We start from the raw sequence: 17,001 nt of genomic DNA on the forward strand, positions 1-17,001 counted from the left end.
CCTCCCGCTCGGCCTGCCCCCCCCCGCCCGGCCTACCCCCGCCTGGTCTGCTCGCCCCCCGGCCTGCCCCGCTCCCGTCGGCCCCGCTCCTCGCCACCCCGCCTCCCTGGCCGTCCCGCCAGCTCGGCCGCCACTTGGCCATTTCCTGCGGACGCCAGTATTGGTGTGTCACCCGGCGCCCGCATGCTCCCAGCCCTCCGCCTGCCGAGCCCTCCGCCTGCCGAGCCCTCCGGCAGCCCCGCCTCCGGCAGCCCCGCCTCCGGCAGCCCGGCCCCCGGCCCCCCGCCCTCGGCCCCCGGCAGCCCGGTCACCCGCTGGCCCAGCCACTCTGAGCTGGTTATCCACAGCCACTCACCCCTCACCTCACCCTTATCCACAGAACCGGACCGAGCCCCATTTCGCGCCCTCAAAACCAGGCACCCTGTGGACCCATGACGAGCAACCGCCCCACCCCCTCCCCCTCCCACCTGGGCCAGCAGGACCAGCAGGAACTTGCCACCCCAGCACCCCCCCGCCACCGACCCGACCTCCACCCGCCCGACCCGCCCGACCCCCACAGACCCGGTCCTCACCGACTCGACCCTCACCGACCCGGCTCCCTCCTTCACCCCGGAGCCCTGCCTGACTCTGTCCAGCCCCACCGACGTCCTGGCCGCCGTCCCCTACCTGGTCGGCTTCCACCCCACCACCAGCCTCATCGTCATAGGCCTGTCGCGAGGCCAGGCGACGATGGTGGCCAGATGGGGCCTCCCCTTCCCGCCGGGCACCCTCGACCCGATGTCCCCCCTGTTCGGCCGCGAGGGCATCACGGAGATCGTTATCATCGGCTACGGCCCGGGCGACCTGGTAACCCCGGCGGTCGACGAGGCCAGAAGGCTGGCACGCATGGACGGCGTCCACGTAGGCGAGGCCCTGCGCGCCCACGAGGGCCGCTACTGGTCGTACGTCTGCGACCTACCCGCCTGCTGCCCAGCGGACGGCACCCCGTACGACCTGTCCTCCAGCCAGATAGCGGCCGAGGCCACGGTACGCGGCCTCGTAGCCCTCCCCAACCGCGAGGCCCTGGAGCGCACACTGGCCCCGATCACCGGCCCCGTGCGGATGGCGATGCGCCGAGCCACGTCAGCGGCCATCGCGGACTTCCAGGCCCGCCTCATGGCCGCCCCCGACCTGCACACCTTCGCTGAACAGTACGTGTCCGAGGCCCTGATCAGAGTCCAGTCGGCGCTCCAGACCCACACCGACGGCGGCCGCCTCAACGACGCGGAGGCGGCAAGACTCGGCCTGGACCTGACGATCATGAGAGTCCGCGACGAGGCCTGGACCCTGATGAACGACTCCCACTCCCTCCTCTGGAAAGACCTGACCCGCAGACTGGAGCCCCGCTTCACGCCGCCGGTCGCGTCCCTGCTGGCGATGGCGGCCTGGCGGGCAGGCAACAGCGTCCAGGCCACCATCGCCCTCGAACGCGCCCTTACGGCCGACCCCGGCTACTCGATGGCCAACCTCCTCATGCACGCCCTCCAGAACCTGCTCAACCCCACCATCCTCCAGGGCCGCCTCCCCACCCCGGCCGAGCTGGACGAAACCATGGGCCCGGCCTGCGCCGCCTGGCTACTCCCCTTGATCGACCTTCTCGACGAGGAGGACCCGCCCCCACCCCTTGAGTGACGGCCGGACGAGCGGGCCGGCTCCGGAGCCGAGGCGAGCGGGCCGACCTCCCGCCCTCGGCCCCCTCACCAAAGGCGCCGCCATGCCACAACCCACGCCCCGTTGTCAGCACGCCTTGGCCAGCTCACCTCCGACGCCGCCAACGCCAACGCCGACGCCAACGCCAACGCCGACGCCAACGCCGACGACGACGCCAACGCCGACGACGACGCCGCCGACGACGACGCCGCCTCCGACGCCGCCAACGCTGCCGCTGCCGCCGACGACGCCGCCGCCAACGCCGCCTCCGACGCCGATGCCGCCCCCAACGCCGCCGCCTCCGACGCCGCCTTTGGACGCCGCCCCCGCCCCCGCCTCCGACACTGATCCTGGCCGCTGCCGACGCTGCGGCCCTTGCCCCTGACCCCCGCCGACACTGACGCCAGCGTTGCCGACGCTCTCGCTCACGCTGCTGCTGCCGACGCTCTCGCTCATGCTGCTGACGCCGACGCTGCTGATGTCGACGCTGGGGAGTTCGTGAGCCTCTTCGTCGCCATGAACGCCACCAGGCTCGCCCCCTACCTAGACCCGGACGTCGTGTTCCGAGAACTACGGCAAACCCCGAGATCAGGGGCCGCGACCGGGTGATCAGCATGTGGGCCGGGGTCTTCTCCGCCATGGAACGCGTCAAGTACAGCGGCCTCCAACCAGGCCGTGAGCGGCGACGCCGTCATCGCGGAACAGGTCCACGGGCTCGCCTGCCGGGCCGCCCGCGAGCCCCGATCAGGAACATGGCGGTCTACCGGCTGCACGACGGCCGCCGGATCGTCGAGTGGCGCGACCACACCAACGCCGCGTACGCCCGCACCCTGATGTGACAAGAAGGCGATCACCCTGGCCCGAGCGCAGAAAGGGCGCGCGGGCCAGGGGAGGGGGTCAGAGGTTGCCTTCTTCTTTCCTGCGACGCTCGTTGTAAGCACGCATCCGCTGCGGGTACCCGGTGAGCTGAACGTCGTACACAGGCAGGGCAAGATCGCGGGCGACCTTGTGGATCACGGCCGGCGAGCCGACCCTTCGCCTGGTCCACTCGCCGTCGTCGGCCACCGCCACGGCGGTCGTGTCGGTGGCGAACGTCTCCGGCTCGACGTAGAACTCGACACCGCGCCGCGAACGGGCGAAGGCGATGAGCGCCTCGATGTCGGCGTCAGTCGCCTCGCGGTCGAACTTCGCGATCTTTCTGCCGCGCAGTCGACGAATGCCGTAGCGGTCTCGCCATCTCATGAATCCTTTTTATACCGTCTGGAGCCGCCGCGTCGGGGATGATCTAGGGGACGAATCCGGGATTCTCCCGATGGCACCCCGGGCAAGCAGGACGCAGTATGTGAGGAGACCGTTCGATTCTCTGAGGAGAGGCATGGCGATTATGGCTGGGGTACCGAAAACCCCTGGGCCGGGACAGGTGCCGCCAGCTCATCTGCGCGTCACCAACCAGGACCGAGAGAACGTGGTCGAGCACGTCAAAGCCGCATACGCGGAAGGCCGCTTCGACAAGCTCGAATTCGACGACCGCCTGGAGCGTGCCATGACGGCGCGCACGCACGGCGACCTCGTCCCCATCATGAACGAGCTGTACGGCCAGCAGGCCGTGCCCCGGGCCGCCGCGCTGTCGCATTCGGCGGCTCCGGCGGGGATGGCGGAGAGCAACGAGCGCCTCGGCGGAGCTCTCGCGCACGCGCTGCCGATCGTCGGTTTCCCGATCCTCGGCCCGCTGCTCCTGCTGCTCACCGGCGGGAAGACCTCGCCTTACATTCGCAAGCACGCGCTGGAGGCGCTGAACTTCCAGATCACGGTCGTCGGCGCTTCGATATTGCTGCCGCTGACCGTCGTCGGGATCGTGCTGGTGCCGTTCATCTGGGTCGCGGCCCTAATCCTGTCGATCGTCGGCGGCGTCTCGGCGTTGTCGGAGAGCGATTTCCGTTACCCGATGACAATTCGCCTGGTGAAGTGACCGGCGGGCCGGAGAGGGGTAATTCGCGGGCGCTTTCCGCTAGCGGCGGCCGAGCACCTCGTACTTGACCCGCATCACTCCGGAGTTGATGTTCCCGATGGCGGCGAAGGCGGCTTTGGACAGGTCGAGGCAGCGTCCGCCGATGTAGGGGCCGCGGTCGTTGATGCGGACCGTGACGGACTCGCCGTTGTTCGGGTTGGTGACGCGGACCTTGCTGCCCAGGGGGAGGGTCTTGTGGGCGGCGGTCATGGCGGCGGGGTTGAAGCGTTCGCCGCTGGCGGTCATCTGGGGCTCGCCGTAGTAGGAGGCGCCGCAGCTTCCGGAGGACAGGACGCGGAACTTCGGCACCTTTGTGGCCTTTGTGGCCTTCGTCTTGGCGGCCTCCGTCCGGATCTCGGACTCGGCCTGATGCGAGGGCTGGTTCGAGGCCTGATGCGAGGGCTGAGGGGAAGCCGCCTCCGAAGTCTGGCGGGGAGGCTCCTTCGGGGACGGGGAGGAGGGCCGGGAGGTGGTGGGGGAGGGCTCCGGGGATTTGGGCTGCTTCGTGGTGGACGGGCTGAGCTGCGGGGAAGACTGGGCGGTCTTCGGCCGGGCCGCCGCCGCGGCAGGGGCCGGGGGAGCCTCAGAAGCGGGGGACGAGGAGGGCTTCGGGGTGGAGGCCGTCGTCCGGGCGGGGGAGTCGTTGCCGATGGCGGCCCAGGCGGTGGTGGAGGCGGCGGCGACGACGGCCGCGCCGGCGGCGACGGTGGTCCAGCGGCGCCGGTTCGAGGTGGCCTTGCGCTGCGAGCCGGACGGCTCGCGAGGGTCCTGGGGAGACGGCTTGCGGGTGTGCTGGCCCAAGGTAAACCACGGTCCTAGATAGGGGAAAGGACGGGGAAAGGCCGGATCCGTGGGGAGTGGGGGCATGCGGCGGCCGATCCTGGCGCGGGGTGGGGGATTCCGCGCGATGGGCACGAACATATGCGACAAAGAGCAGGCAAAGGCAACTTAATGGGACGTCCAGTGAAATATCTCACTTAAGCCGCAAAGGGTGCCACCAAGCCGAGCGTACGCCGTGGATCTTCAGGTTTCCGGAGAACACCGAAAGGATCAGAGCATCAGGGAACGAACGGTCTCGACGGTGTCGGCGTCCTCGACCCGCTTGTCCGGCCGGTACCGCAGCACCCGGGCGAAGCGCAGCGCCATGCCCCCCGGGTAACGCGGCGAGCGCTGCACCCCGTCGAAGGCGATCTCCACGACCAGCTCGGGCCGCAGCCGCACCGTCCACTCGTCGGTCGGCCCCTCGGCCAGCTCCAGGAAGCGCTGCGTCTGCCAGGCCAGCAGCTCGTCCGTCAGCCCCTTGAACGTCTTGCCCAGCATCACGAACCCGCCCTCCGGGTCACGCGCGCCCAGGTGCAGGTTGGACAGCTTGCCCTCGCGCCTGCCGTGACCCCACTCGGCCGCCAGGACCACCAGGTCGAGCGTGTGACGGGGCTTCACCTTGATCCAGCCCGCCCCGCGCCGCCCCGCCGCGTACGGGGAGACCAGCGACTTGACCACCAGGCCCTCGTGCCCGGCCTTGACGACGTCGATGAAGAACTTCTCCGCCTCGGCGACGTCACCGCTCACCAGCCGCGGCGTCAGCAGGCCCTGCGGCACCGTGCGGGACAGCGCCTCCTGGCGCTGGGCGTAGGGCAGGTCGAGCAGGTCGGCGCCGTCCACGCGCAGGGCGTCGAAGAAGAACACGCTCAGCGGCGTCTGCTCGCGCAGCGCGGCCACGTTCGTCTTGCTGGAGACGCGGCTGGCGGTCACCTGGAACGGGTGCGGCCGCCCGTCGGGGCGCAACGCGATCACCTCGCCGTCGAGGACGAGGTCGGCGGACGGCATCTCCAGCACCGCCTCGACCAGCTCAGGCACCTGCGGCGTGATGTCGTCGAGCGTGCGGGTGAAGACGCGCACCTCGGTGCCCGATCGGTGGGCCTGCACGCGTACGCCGTCGAGCTTCCACTCCAGCGCCGCAGGCGCGCCCGCCTTCTCCAGGGCGGCGGCCACGTTCGGCGCGCTGCCCGCCAGCATGGGCGCGACCGCCCGCCCGACCTCCAGCCGGAACGCGTGCAGCGCCGGCACCCCGCCGCTCAGCGCGGCGGCGCCCACGGCCGGAAGCCAGCCGCGCAGCGTGAGCGCGCGGCGCACGTCGACCGACGGCGCGCCGGAGGCCTTGGCGACGGCCTCGATCATGACGCCGTCGAGCGCGCCCTGGCGCAGCTCGCCGTGCAGCAGCCGCCGCATGAACTGCTGCTCCTGGCTGGTCAGCCCCGCGAACAGCTCGGCCACCAGCGCCTTGCGCGCCGCCTGCGAGCCCTGGCCCGACACGGCCTTGATCCGGCTCAGCAGCAGGTCGACGTCGGTGAGCGTGGCGGTGGCGGCGAGCTTGGGCTGCGGCATGTCCTCCAGCGTGCGCCAGCCCACGCCGACCTGGCGCTGCGGCAGCTCGCCCGACAAGTAGGCGATCGCGATCTCCGCCTCGCCGGGACCGACCCGGCCCAGCAGCTCCGCCAGGTGACCCACCTTGCCGAGCCTCGCGGACGTGCGCGTCACCGCCTCGGACACCCGGACCACGTCGATCAGAAGCACACGCCTATCGTGCCTCAAGCCGACGACATTTCCCCACTTGAAATTGACCCGTGTGTCGATGAGCGGAAGAAGACCGATATCCGCCCGTGTGCCGAGGGAGGCTGCAAGGCGCGGGGGAAGGACGCCAAGCACGCGCAGGAAGGGCACGCGAAGGGGGTGGGAGGGTGCGGGGTGGCGCGCGAGGTGCGGGAGGTGCGCGAGGGGCGTGAGGGGCGAGGCGCGAGGGGTACGGGGATGCGAGGTGCTCGAGGGGTGCGCGAGGAAGGCGCGAGGGGCGCACGAGGTGCGTAAGGGGCCGCCTGCGGTGCTGGAGGTGCGCGAGGTGCCGGAGGGGTGGCAGGTGCGCGAGGGGGCGGGGGTGCCGGGGGTGCGAGGGGCGCGCGAGGGACGCGGCGAGGCGCACGAGGGGCACGCGAAGGGGGGCGGGAAGGACGCGGGAGGCGCGCGGGAAGGCCGCGGGAGGGGCGCGGGAAGGCCGCGGGAGGGGCGCGGAGGCGCGGGAAGGCGCACGAAGGACGCGGGAAGGCGCGAGGGACGCGCGAGGGACGCGCGAAGGACGAGGGGAGACGCGGGGGGACGCGAGGGGACGCGAGGGGCGCACGAATGATGCGGGAAGGATGCGGGGGGCGCGGGAAGGCGCCGGGCCGCCAAGGCGCCGGCGCCTCACCGCGAGAGCGTCAGCTCACGCCGAGCAGGTCGACGACGAAGATGAGCGTCTCGTTCGGCTTGATGCGCGGAGGGGCGCCACGGGTGCCGTAGCCGAGGTGCGGCGGGATGACCAGCTTGCGCCGGCCGCCGACCTTCATGCCCGCCACGCCCTGGTCCCAGCCCCCGATGACGCGCCCGGCGCCCAGCGGGAACTCGAACGGCTGGCCACGGTTCCACGACGCGTCGAACTCCTCGCCGGTCGAGAACGACACGCCCACGTAGTGGACGCGTACGTTCTGGCCGGGCTTGGCCTCGTCGCCGTCGCCGACGGTCAGGTCCTCGATCTCGAGGTCCTTGGGCGGTTCGCCGCCCGGAAAATCGATCTCGGGCTTCTGGAGTGCCACGAAAGTGCTCCTGTTGACGGTTGTTCTCGAAGAGAATGGACCCGACGACTCTATGCGGTCGGGATATCGTCAACGTTCATGGCCGCCCTTTCTCCCGACGCGTTCCTGCTCACCGGCCGCGTGGCCGTCGTCACCGGGGCGGCCAGGGGCCTCGGCCTGGCCATCGCGCAGGCGTTCGCCGCGTTCGGCGCGCACGTGGCGGTCTGCGACCGCGACAAGCCAGAGGGCGACCGCGACAAGCCGGAGGGCGACCGCGACAAGCCGGAGGGCGACCGCGACAAGCCGGAGGGCGAGCTGGCGATGACGCTCGACGTGCGCGACCACGTGGCGGTGGAGGTCTTCGCGCAGGCCGTACGCGAGCGGTGGGGCCGCGTGGACGTGCTGGTGAACAACGCGGGCGGCACCTTCCACGCCGGGTTCGCCGACACCTCGGCGCGCGGCGAGCAGGTCCTCATCGAGGAGAACTTCACGCAGGTCACCGGCATGATCCGGTGTCTGCTGCCGATGATGTCCGCGGGCGGGTCGATCATCAACGTGACGTCGAGCGAGGCGCACCAGGCCGCGCCCGGTTTCGCCGTGTACGCGGCCATGAAGGCGGCCGTGGAGAGCCTGACGAAGTCGCTGGCGCTGGAGCTGGCGCCCAGGGGCGTCAGGGTGAACGCCATCGCCCCCGACGCGATCCCGACCGAGGGCGAGGCGGGCGTGCGCGAGCGCATGCCGGCCCGCCCGCTGCCCTACGAGCCGGTACGCGTGCCGCCGCTGGGCCACCTGGGCGAGCCCCGCGACGCCGCCGCGGCGGCCGTGTTCCTGGCCGGTGACCTGGCCAGGTTCGTGACCGGCACGACGCTGCACGTGGACGGCGGCATCAACGCGGCGGGCGGCTGGCGCAGAACATAACGATCGAAACAGGACATAACGATCGGCGCAGCACATGAACGATTTACCAGCTCTGGTGCAGCGGCATGCCCTCCGCGTACCCCGACCCGCTCTGGATCCCCACGACGGCCTTGGCGTGGAACTCCTCCAGGGTGGAGGCCCCCGCATAGGTGCACGACGACCGCAACCCGGCCACGATGGCGTCGATCTGGTCCTCCACGCTGGGCCGCTTCGGGTCGAGGTACATCCTGGACGTCGAGATGCCCTCCTCGAACAGCGCCTTCCTGGCCCGCTCGAACGCGGAGTCCTCGGCCGTCCGCAGCCGCACGGCCCGCGCGGAGGCCATGCCGTAGTTCTCCTTGTACGCCCGCCCGTTCGCGTCATGGTGGGTGTCGCCGGGCGACTCGTACGTCCCCGCGAACCACGACCCGATCATCACGTTCGACGCCCCGGCGGCCAGGGCGAGCGCCACGTCACGCGGGTGGCGCACGCCGCCGTCGGCCCACACGTGCCGCCCCAGGCGGCGGGCCTCGGCGGCGCACTCGAGCACGGCGGAGAACTGCGGCCGGCCGACGCCGGTCATCATCCGGGTGGTGCACATGGCGCCTGGCCCGACGCCGACCTTGAGGATGTCGGCTCCGGCGTCCACCAGGTCGCGCACGCCGTCGGCGGTGACGACGTTGCCGGCGGCGACGGGCACGCCGGGGTCGAGGGCCCTGACGGCGCGCAGCGCGGCGACCATCTTGTCCTGGTGGCCGTGCGCGGTGTCGACGACCAGGCAGTCGATCCCGGCCTCCAGCAGCTCCTTGGCCTTGGCGGCGACGTCGCCGTTCACGCCGACGGCGGCGGCGATGCGCAGCCTGCCTCCGGCGTCCACGGCGGGCTGGTAGAGGGTGGCGCGCAGGGCGCCCGTGCGGGTGAGGATGCCGACGAGCCGTCCCTCGTCGTCCACGATGGGCGCGAGCCGGTGCCGGCCCTCGTGCAGGCGGTCGAAGGCGGTGCGCGGGTCGAGCCCGGCGGGCAGCGTGAGCAGCTCGCTCGACATGACGTGGGAGAGTTGCGTGAACATGTCCACGTCGCGGCAGTCGGCCTCGGTGACGACGCCGACGGGGCGGTTCTCCCAGTCGACCACGATGATCGCGTTGTGCGCCCGCTTGGGCAGCAGTTGCAGGGCTTCGCCGACGGTGTCGTGCGGGGTCAGGGTGAGGGGCGTGTCGTGGACGAGGTCGCGCTTCTTGACCCAGTCGACGACCTCCGCCACGACGTCGAGCGGAATGTCCTGCGGGATCACGGTGATGCCGCCCCGCCGCGCGACGGTCTCGGCCATGCGCCGCCCGGCGACGGCTGTCATGTTGGCCACGACGATCGGGATGGTGGTGCCCGTGCCGTCGTTCGTCGAAAGATCGACGGCGAGCCGGGAGCCGACCGCGGAACGCGACGGGACCATGAACACGTCGCTATAGGTCAGGTCGTAATGTGGCTCGAGGTCGTTGAGAAATCTCACGTTCATCCATCTTATGTGCTGACAGGTCAACAAGGCATTTCCCCGTTTCTGGGGGCCTTATGATCGGCCGGGACACTTTTGGGGGAGGGAGGGTCTGTGAACGTCACCGAACGGGCCGAACTGGTGGTCGTCGGTTTCGCCGTACGCACCACGAACGCCGACGAGATGGATCCGGCGCGGGCCAAACTGCCCGCTCTGTGGCAGCGGGCGGGGGCGCCCGGCGCCTTCGCGCACGTGCCCGGCCGCGTGGACGAGAACCTGTACGCGGTGCTCACCGACTACGAGAGCGACCATCACGGGGCCTTCACGCAGATCGTCGGCACGGGTGTGCGCACGGTGCCGCGACTGCCGGAGGGCATGGTGGCCGTACGCGTTCCGGCCGGTCAGGCGCTACGGCTGGAGGCCCGGGGGCCGCTGCCGCAGTCGCTGGTCGAGTCGTGGCAGACGGTGTGGAAGCACACCGAGTCGGGCGGCACGCCACCGCGTGCCTTCACGACGGATCTCGAGGTGCACCACCCCGACGGGGTGGACCTGTACATCGCGGTCTAGTCAGAGTCCGAGCACGACGGCCGCCGCCTCGACGGCCGTCGGCTTGACCTCCTCCAGCGGCAGGTGCGCGAACTCCACCGCGCAGTCGGACATGCCGCCGAGCGCCACCGTCGCCCTGATCTGCTGTGCCGTGGTGAGGTCCGGCCCCAGCAGCCTGGCGATCAGCTCCCGCCGCCACTCGAACATGCGCGTGCCCAGGTCGAGATGGCCGAGCGTGGTCAGATCGCGCACCATCATCACGATCACTTCGCGGTGCCGCCAGATCAGCTCGAAATAGTCGTCGAGCAGCACACGCGGCTCGCCTCCGGGTGCCCGGCCGCGCAGGAACCTCTCGATGTCCTCCACCAGCGGCTCCACGATGCTGCGCACCAGGTCGTCGCGTGAGGAGAAGTGGTAGTAGAGCGCGGGCTTGGTGATGCCCAGCCGCTCGGAGATCTGCCGCAGGCTGGTGTTCTGGATGCCCTGCTGCACGAACAGCTCGCGGGCCACCGCCTGGATGCGGGTTCTGGTGTCACTGGGCATGATCCGAGAATAGCCCTTACCTACCGTTAAGTAAGACGGCGTGCTAGCGTACTTACTTAACGATAGGTAAGGAGGGCGTCATGCGGGTTCTCATCTCGGGTGCGAGCATCGCGGGGCCGGTGCTGGCGTACTGGCTGACCAGGTACGGCTTCACCGTCACCGTCGTCGAGCGGGCCCCCGCGCTGCGTAAGGCGGGCGGCCACGCCGTCGACCTGTTCAGGCCCGCCATGGACATCGCCGAGCGGATGGGCGTGGTCGATCAGGTCGTGGCGCGCAAGACCGGCACCGAGCACCTCACCCTGCACACAGAGGACGGCGCCCGCGTGGACCTGGAGCTGCGGCGCGTCCTCGGCGCCATCTCCGACCGGCACGTCGAGATCATGCGCGACGACCTGAGCGAGATCCTCTACGAGGCCACCCGCCACGACGCCGAGTACGTCTTCGACGACTCGATCACCTCGATCTCCGCGGACGGCGAGGTCACGTTCGAGCGCGGCGAGCCGGGCCGGTACGACCTGGTGATCGGGGCCGACGGCCTGCACTCCAACGTGCGCCGCCTGGTCTTCGGGCCCGAGTCGCGGTTCACGCACTGGATCGGCGCCTACCTCGCGGTCCTGTCGGTGCCCAACTTCCTGGAGCTGGACAACCACATGGAGGGCGTCGCGGGCGTCGGCTGGATGGCCGCCATGTACGGGGCGGCGCACCTGGGCGACGCCCGCGCCGGGTTCTTCTTCAGGACGCCGGAGCCGCTCGACTACCACCACAGGGACGTCGCCCGGCAGAAGGAGCTGCTGCGCGAGCGCTTCGCCGGCGTCGGCGGGCTGGTGCCGAGGATCCTGGCGGAGCTGGAGCGCACGCCGGCGTTCTACTTCGACTCGATCACCCAGCTCCGCCTCGACACCTGGTCACGCGGCCGGGTGACGCTCGTGGGCGACGCGGGCCACTGCCCGGGGCCGGCCGTCGGGGGCAGCACGAGCCTGGCGGTCGTGGGCGCGTACGTGCTGGCGGGCGAGCTGGCCGCGCACGGCGGCGACCACACGCGCGCCTTCCCCGCCTACGAGGCGGAGATCGGCGCGTACGTGCGCCGCAGCCGCACGTTCGCGATCGGCGCGGCCAGGCGGATCGTGCCGGGCAGCCGCTTCGACCTGTGGGCGCTGAAGCAGGGCGTGCGGCTGGTGAACCGGCTGCCCGTCGGCCTGACCAGGGCCGTGCTGAAGGCGGGCGGCAACGGGGCGCGGCTGCACGACTCGGTCGCGCTCAAGGACTACGCAGCACCACGGGAAACGACGTCACACCCCTGACGAAGGCGTTGGGCAGGATGCGCGGCCCGTCGGCGTCGGCCCACTCGGCCGACCCCACCCGGTCCAGCCACTCCTCGAAGAAGATCCGCAGCTCCAGCCTGGCCAGCGCCGCGCCCAGGCAGAAGTGCGTGCCCAGGCCGAACGCGATGTGCCCGCCGGGCTTCCTGGTCACGTCGAAGACGTCGGGGTCGGTGAACACCTCAGGGTCCCGGTTCGCCGACCCGTACATGAGCAGCACCTGCTGGCCGGCGCCGATCTCCTGCCCGTGCAGCGTGGTGTCGCGGGTGGCGGCCCTGCACATGTTGAGGATCGGCGTGGTCCACCGGATGAACTCCTCGACGGCCCCTTCCATCAGCTCCCGGTCCGCGCGCAGCAGCCGCCACTGGCCGGGGTGGCGGATGAGCGCGTCGATGGCGGTGGCGATGACCGTCCTGGTGGTCTCGGCGCCGCCGTCGAGCAGCAGCAGCGCGTCGTTGGCCAGGCATTCGTCGTCGTAGCCGGGGGTGGCGCACCACAGGGACAGCAGGTCGTCGCGCGGGCTGGCGCGCCGCTCGGCGGCCAGCTCCAGCACGGCCTGGCCGTACTCGCCCGCCGCCACGGCGGCCTCGTGGGTGACGTAACGCAGCCCGCCGCCGGCCACGATCGTGGTCTCGGACCAGTGCTTGAGCCGCGGCCAGTCCTCGTCGGGGAAGCCGAGCAGCCAGCCGATCATGCGGGCGGGCAGCGGCGCGGCCAGCTCGCTCACCGCGTCCACCGTGCCCCGCTCCAGCGCGGAGGTGATCAGCTCGACGACGACCTCGCGGACCCGGGCGGCGTAGCGGGCGTGCACGTGGCGGGGGGTGAAGCGGCGGTAGACGAGGCGGCGGCGCTCGGCGTGCTCGGGGTCGTCCAGACCGATCATGGACGGTTCGGAGGGGAGCTGGGGGCGGTAGCCGACGGTGCTGGTCCACAGGCGCGGATCGCGTTCGATGGCCGAGATGTCGGCGTGGCGGGAGACGCCCCACAGGCCGTTGGGCTCGTCGCGGTAGACGGGCGCGTGCTCGCGGAGCCAGGCGTAGACGGGGGAGGGATCACCGGCGTACAAGGCGCCGTCGAGTAAGTCGATCATGCGAGTACCCCTTGGCTACGTAGCTTGTCCGCCTCCTCCTGGTTCAGACCCCAGCCGGACAGGTCGGCCAGGCGGGTGGCGGGGGAGAGGTCCTGCGCCGGCACGCCGAGCAGGCGCGGCGCCGGAGCGGGATGGGTGACGCCGCCGACCTTGACGAAGGAGCCACGGGCGACGTTGTGCGGGTGCTCGGGCGCCTCGGCCATCGACAGCACGGGCGAGACGCAGGCGTCGGACCCGTCGAAGAGGGCCTCCCACTCGGCGCGGGTCTTCTTCCTGAACTCCTCGGCCAGGCGCGCCCTGAGCGCCGGCCACTGGGCCCTGTCGTTCCTGTCGGGCAGGTCGGTCAGGCCCATCAGGGTGACCATGGCCTCCCAGAACTGCGGCTCCAGCGAGCCGACGGCCATGTGCTCGCCGTCGGCCGTCTCGTAGGTGTCGTACTGCGGGGCGCCGGTGTCGAGCAGGTTCGTCCCGCGAGGTCCCCAGAATCCGCTCTGCACGCCCTGGTAGAACATCGAGAACAGGACCGCGGCCCCGTCCACCATGGCCGCGTCGATCACCCGGCCCAGGCCGGTGCGCTCCCGCTCGAACAGCGCCAGCAGCACCCCGTACGCGAGCATCAGCCCGCCGCCGGCGAAGTCGCCCAGGATGTTGATCGGCGGCGTCGGCTTGCCGCCCTCGCGGCCCAGCATCGACAGCACGCCGGAGACGGCGATGTAGTCGATGTCGTGCCCGGCGGTCGGCGCCAGCGGCCCGTCCTGCCCCCAGCCCGTCATGCGGCCGTAGACGAGCCGCTCGTTGATCGCGTGCAGGTCCTCGGGGCCGATGCCGAGCCGCTCGGCCACGCCCGGGCGGAACACCTCGATCACGACGTCGGCGTGCCGGACCAGCTCCTTGAACGCGGCCACGCCTTCCGGCGCCTTCAGGTCGAGCCCGATCGTCTGCTTGCCGCGGTCCATGACGTCGGTGCGCGGGCGGTCGGAGACCGCCTTCACCCGGTCGATACGCAGGACTTCCGCGCCGTGATCGGCTAGCATCATCCCCGCGAACGGCCCAGGGGCGAGCCCGGCGAGCTCCAGCACGCGCACTCCGGACAGCGGACCCCGGCGAACCTCAGTCATCGACCTCTCCTTGCTGTGGACCCTGCCCCAGTAGAACAACATTCGGTGATCTGGTGCAAGCGGCCTTTCCGACCTTCCGGCGAAGAACTGGGAGGTATGGGAAACTTGCCCACTGTCGGGTGGTCAACAGGGGTAGGAAATGGTTTCGGATAGCAACCGGCTCGTGGCAGGGCGCTACCAGTTACTGCGCGAACTGGGCCGCGGGGGGATGGGCGTGGTCTGGCAAGGCCACGACACACTGCTGAACCGGCAGGTGGCCATCAAGGAGGTGCTGCTGCCGGACACGCTGTCTCCGGGAGATCAGGAGCGCCAGCTCTTGAGAACCGCCCGCGAGGCTCGTACGGCGGCCAAGCTCAACCATCCATCGGTCGTCGCCGTGTACGACGTGATCGAGGAGGACGGCCGGCCGTGGATCGTGATGGAGCTGGTCAGCCATCCGACGGTCGAGCAGGTCGTGCTCACCACGGGCGCGCTCCCGGTGCGCGAGGCGGCGGACGTCGGCAGGCAGGTGCTGTCCGCGCTGCGCACCGCGCACGCCGCGGGCATCCTGCACCGCGACGTGAAGCCGAGCAACATCCTGCTGTCGGAGGACGGCAGGGCCGTGCTCATGGACTTCGGCATCGCCACCGTCGAAGGTGACGCCTCGCTGACCAGGACCGGCATGGTGACCGGCTCGCCCAGCTTCCTGGCGCCCGAGCGGGTCCGCGCCGAGACCGCGGGGCCGCCCTCCGACCTGTGGTCGCTGGGCGCCACCCTGTACGCGTGCATGGTCGGCCGCTCGCCGTTCGAGCGCGGCGACCCCATGGCCACGCTCAACGCGCTGCTCACCGAGGAGCCGGACTACCGCAGGATCCCGCCTGCCATGCATCCGGTACTGAAGGGCCTGCTCAAGAAGGAGCCCCAGGACCGCGTGGACGCCGAGGAGGCCGACCGGCTGCTCGCGGCCATCATCGCCACCCGGCCGCCCGCCCAGGACCTCGACGTCCCGGAGAAGAAGAAGGGCAAGGGCCAGGGCCCGGGGCGGGCGCTGCTCGCCGCCGCCGCCACGGTGGTGCTGGTGCTGACGGGCGGCGCGGTCGCGTACTTCAGGACCGCCACGCCCGCCGAGGGCGCGCCGCGCGCCACCACGCAGCCGGCCGCCGCGACCCAGCCCATCACGCCCAGCACGGCGCCGACGCCCGGCACCACGGAATCGGCCACGCCGACGCCCAGCGTCACCAGGAGGGCGCCGGTCGTGCGGGCCTGGAAGTCGCGGGACGGCTGGTCGATCCTGCGGCCCACCGGCTGGCGCGGCGCGCTCGGCGAGGCGTCCACCGAGTGGACCCGCAGGGACGGCAACGCCCACCTCGGCGTCGAGGCCGTCTACTCCAACCTCGACCCGAGCCAGATCATCCGCGACGGCCAGGAGGCGCTCCAGCAGAGCGCGGCCGGCGTGGTCAACCGGGGCCGCAGGGTGGTCACCCACCAGGGCGTCAAGGCCGTGCAGTGGGAGTTCACCTGGACGGCCGGCGAGGTGAACGACGCCCGCTGGGTCCGGCCGGGCACCCGCTACCACGAGATCCGCCGCGCCCTGACGGTCGGCGACACCGCGTACGTGCTGTCGTGGACCGTCACCGAGGAGCAGTGGCAGCGCAACAGGGCACTGATGCGGCAGGTGATCAACAGCTTTACTGTGGGGGCATGAGCCCCTGGAACCTGCTCGCCCTCCCGCCGCTTCCCGAGCAGGCCATGCGCGGCCTGCTCGCCCCGCTCGGCGACCGGGTGACGCTGCGCGTGCCCGCCTCCCGCGACAGGGACGCGCTGCTCGCGGCGCTGCCCGGCGCGGAGATCGTGCTCGGCGACTGGACGGGCGCCCTCGTCATGGACGCCGAAGCGGTCGCGGCGGCGCCCCGGCTGGCGTTCGTCCAGCAGCCGTCCGTCGGCGTGGACGGCCACGACCTCGCCGCCCTGGCCGCCGCCGGGGTGCCGCTGGCCAACACGCCGGGCGTCAGCGCCGCCGCCGTCTCCGAGTGGTGCCTGGCCGCCACCCTGTCGCTGTCGCGCAAGCTGGCCGAGGCCGACGCCGCCGTACGCGCCGGCAAGTGGCCCCAGCAGGGCCTGCTCCCGCACGAGCTGCGCGGCAAGCGCGCGGGCGTGATCGGCTACGGCCCCATCGGCGTCATGTGCGCGGACCTGCTGCGCGCGCTCGGCTGCGAGGTCGCCTACTGGACCCGCACGCCCCGCGAGGACCCCGGCTACCAGGACCTCGACGCGCTCGTGTCCGGCAGCGACGTCGTGGTCGTGGTGATCGCGCTGTCCGCCGAGACGCGCGGCCTCGTCGATCCGCGCCGCATGAAGCAGGGCGCCCTGCTCGTCAACGCGGCCCGTGGAGGGGTGGTCGATCAGGACGCGCTGGTCGAGGCGCTGCGCTCCGGCCATCTCGGCGGCGCCGCGCTGGACGTCTTCGAGACCGAGCCGCTCCCCGCCGCCGACCCGCTGCGCGACCTGCCGAACGTGCTGCTCTCCCCGCACGTCGCCGGCGTGACGCCCGAGTCCACCGGACGCCTGGTCACGGCCGTGCTCGACAACCTCGCCGCGGCCGTCGAGGGCCGCGAGGTGACCGGCGTGGTCAATGGCATATCGCCCAAGATCTCCAGGAAGTTTACGCAATCGCCTATCGCGTAGGGGATTCACCTGGCACGATGAACAGTTTTCGTGTCT

17 protein-coding genes are annotated in these 17,001 nt (G+C 71.5%); 9 read left to right on the top strand and 8 right to left on the bottom strand.

Translation table 11 applies throughout. The annotated features are described in order from the left end of the window. Positions 1–492: 492 nt before the first annotated feature. From ABD331_RS56520 to ABD331_RS56530, 3 genes are all read left to right on the top strand, one after another. The gene (locus tag ABD331_RS56520; protein ID WP_344495129.1) at positions 493–1,671 is read left to right on the top strand and encodes a DUF4192 domain-containing protein; all 1,179 of its coding nucleotides are present in this window, start codon (positions 493–495) and stop codon (positions 1,669–1,671) included. A gap of 102 nt (positions 1,672–1,773) precedes the next feature. Continuing rightward, positions 1,774–2,037: a hypothetical protein gene (locus ABD331_RS56525; protein WP_344495131.1), complete on the top strand. Its 264-nt coding sequence runs from the start codon at positions 1,774–1,776 to the stop codon at positions 2,035–2,037. A gap of 257 nt (positions 2,038–2,294) precedes the next feature. Further along, positions 2,295–2,528, top strand: a complete 234-nt coding sequence (locus ABD331_RS56530; protein WP_344495133.1) for a hypothetical protein — start codon at positions 2,295–2,297, stop codon at positions 2,526–2,528. A 58-nt stretch (positions 2,529–2,586) separates the two neighbouring features. Here ABD331_RS56530 and ABD331_RS56535 read toward each other — a convergent pair whose 3' ends face one another. Continuing rightward, positions 2,587–2,931, bottom strand: a complete 345-nt coding sequence (locus tag ABD331_RS56535) for a hypothetical protein (protein WP_148441410.1) — start codon at positions 2,929–2,931, stop codon at positions 2,587–2,589. A 133-nt stretch (positions 2,932–3,064) separates the two neighbouring features. On the opposite strand from ABD331_RS56535, the gene ABD331_RS56540 reads away from it, so the two are divergent. Then, complete coding sequence (locus ABD331_RS56540) at positions 3,065–3,658, top strand: DUF1707 and DUF4870 domain-containing protein (protein ID WP_344495136.1); 594 nt, start codon at positions 3,065–3,067, stop codon at positions 3,656–3,658. A gap of 39 nt (positions 3,659–3,697) precedes the next feature. Here the strand turns inward: ABD331_RS56540 and ABD331_RS56545 are convergent, their stop codons facing one another. The 3 genes from ABD331_RS56545 to ABD331_RS56555 form a co-directional block, all read right to left on the bottom strand. After that, positions 3,698–4,498 (bottom strand): septal ring lytic transglycosylase RlpA family protein, encoded by an 801-nt coding sequence (locus tag ABD331_RS56545; RefSeq protein ID WP_344495138.1) that lies wholly within the window; start codon positions 4,496–4,498, stop codon positions 3,698–3,700. A gap of 249 nt (positions 4,499–4,747) precedes the next feature. Further along, positions 4,748–6,271: an ATP-dependent DNA ligase gene (locus tag ABD331_RS56550; protein WP_344495140.1), complete on the bottom strand. Its 1,524-nt coding sequence runs from the start codon at positions 6,269–6,271 to the stop codon at positions 4,748–4,750. A 677-nt stretch (positions 6,272–6,948) separates the two neighbouring features. Beyond that, entirely contained in the window at positions 6,949–7,323 is a 375-nt protein-coding gene (locus ABD331_RS56555; protein ID WP_148441408.1) for an FKBP-type peptidyl-prolyl cis-trans isomerase, read from the bottom strand. 78 nt (positions 7,324–7,401) lie between these two features. Between ABD331_RS56555 and ABD331_RS56560 the strand changes: the two genes are divergently transcribed. Beyond that, a complete protein-coding gene (locus ABD331_RS56560) occupies positions 7,402–8,220 on the top strand; it encodes an SDR family NAD(P)-dependent oxidoreductase (protein ID WP_344495142.1) in 819 nt (272 codons plus the stop codon). A gap of 43 nt (positions 8,221–8,263) precedes the next feature. Here ABD331_RS56560 and ABD331_RS56565 read toward each other — a convergent pair whose 3' ends face one another. Then, positions 8,264–9,703 (bottom strand): GuaB1 family IMP dehydrogenase-related protein, encoded by a 1,440-nt coding sequence (locus ABD331_RS56565; protein WP_344495144.1) that lies wholly within the window; start codon positions 9,701–9,703, stop codon positions 8,264–8,266. Positions 9,704–9,799: 96 nt separating this feature from the next. Here ABD331_RS56565 and ABD331_RS56570 point away from each other — a divergent pair, with 96 nt between their 5' ends. Further along, positions 9,800–10,252, top strand: a complete 453-nt coding sequence (locus ABD331_RS56570; RefSeq protein WP_344495146.1) for a GyrI-like domain-containing protein — start codon at positions 9,800–9,802, stop codon at positions 10,250–10,252. Here ABD331_RS56570 and ABD331_RS56575 read toward each other — a convergent pair whose 3' ends face one another. Beyond that, a complete protein-coding gene (locus ABD331_RS56575) occupies positions 10,253–10,774 on the bottom strand; it encodes a TetR/AcrR family transcriptional regulator (protein WP_344495148.1) in 522 nt (173 codons plus the stop codon). It lies immediately after the preceding gene. Positions 10,775–10,854: 80 nt separating this feature from the next. On the opposite strand from ABD331_RS56575, the gene ABD331_RS56580 reads away from it, so the two are divergent. Continuing rightward, the gene (locus ABD331_RS56580; RefSeq protein WP_344495150.1) at positions 10,855–12,075 is read left to right on the top strand and encodes an FAD-dependent monooxygenase; all 1,221 of its coding nucleotides are present in this window, start codon (positions 10,855–10,857) and stop codon (positions 12,073–12,075) included. Here ABD331_RS56580 and ABD331_RS56585 read toward each other — a convergent pair. Together ABD331_RS56585 and ABD331_RS56590 are read right to left on the bottom strand one after the other, a co-directional pair. Next, positions 12,032–13,183: a cytochrome P450 gene (locus ABD331_RS56585; RefSeq protein WP_344495152.1), complete on the bottom strand. Its 1,152-nt coding sequence runs from the start codon at positions 13,181–13,183 to the stop codon at positions 12,032–12,034. The two genes, ABD331_RS56580 and ABD331_RS56585, sit on opposite strands and share 44 nt — an antisense overlap. Further along, positions 13,180–14,301, bottom strand: coding sequence for a CaiB/BaiF CoA transferase family protein (locus ABD331_RS56590; protein ID WP_344495154.1), 1,122 nt, complete (start codon positions 14,299–14,301; stop codon positions 13,180–13,182). The genes ABD331_RS56585 and ABD331_RS56590 overlap by 4 nt, the downstream gene beginning before the upstream one ends. A 163-nt stretch (positions 14,302–14,464) precedes the next feature. On the opposite strand from ABD331_RS56590, the gene ABD331_RS56595 reads away from it, so the two are divergent. Both ABD331_RS56595 and ABD331_RS56600 read left to right on the top strand, forming a co-directional pair. Then, positions 14,465–15,985: a serine/threonine-protein kinase gene (locus tag ABD331_RS56595; RefSeq protein ID WP_344495156.1), complete on the top strand. Its 1,521-nt coding sequence runs from the start codon at positions 14,465–14,467 to the stop codon at positions 15,983–15,985. Next, positions 15,982–16,965 carry an NAD(P)-dependent oxidoreductase gene (locus ABD331_RS56600; RefSeq protein ID WP_344495158.1) on the top strand — a complete coding sequence of 328 codons (984 nt, stop codon included), beginning with the start codon at positions 15,982–15,984 and terminating at the stop codon, positions 16,963–16,965. The genes ABD331_RS56595 and ABD331_RS56600 overlap by 4 nt, the downstream gene beginning before the upstream one ends. Positions 16,966–17,001 lie beyond the last annotated feature (36 nt).

This window comes from Nonomuraea monospora, from assembly GCF_039531895.1.
GTDB lineage: Bacteria > Actinomycetota > Actinomycetes > Streptosporangiales > Streptosporangiaceae > Nonomuraea > Nonomuraea monospora.

Excerpts from the sequence above, each read along its gene's own strand:
- ABD331_RS56540 (WP_344495136.1), top strand. The coding sequence starts at position 3,065 with ATGGCGATTATGGCTGGGGTACCGAAAACCCCTGGGCCGGGACAGGTG.
- ABD331_RS56575 (WP_344495148.1), bottom strand. The coding sequence starts at position 10,774 with ATGCCCAGTGACACCAGAACCCGCATCCAGGCGGTGGCCCGCGAGCTG.
- ABD331_RS56560 (WP_344495142.1), top strand. The coding sequence starts at position 7,402 with ATGGCCGCCCTTTCTCCCGACGCGTTCCTGCTCACCGGCCGCGTGGCC.
- ABD331_RS56535 (WP_148441410.1), bottom strand. The coding sequence starts at position 2,931 with ATGAGATGGCGAGACCGCTACGGCATTCGTCGACTGCGCGGCAGAAAG.
- ABD331_RS56600 (WP_344495158.1), top strand. The coding sequence starts at position 15,982 with ATGAGCCCCTGGAACCTGCTCGCCCTCCCGCCGCTTCCCGAGCAGGCC.
- ABD331_RS56590 (WP_344495154.1), bottom strand. The coding sequence starts at position 14,301 with ATGACTGAGGTTCGCCGGGGTCCGCTGTCCGGAGTGCGCGTGCTGGAG.
- ABD331_RS56585 (WP_344495152.1), bottom strand. The coding sequence starts at position 13,183 with ATGATCGACTTACTCGACGGCGCCTTGTACGCCGGTGATCCCTCCCCC.
- ABD331_RS56580 (WP_344495150.1), top strand. The coding sequence starts at position 10,855 with ATGCGGGTTCTCATCTCGGGTGCGAGCATCGCGGGGCCGGTGCTGGCG.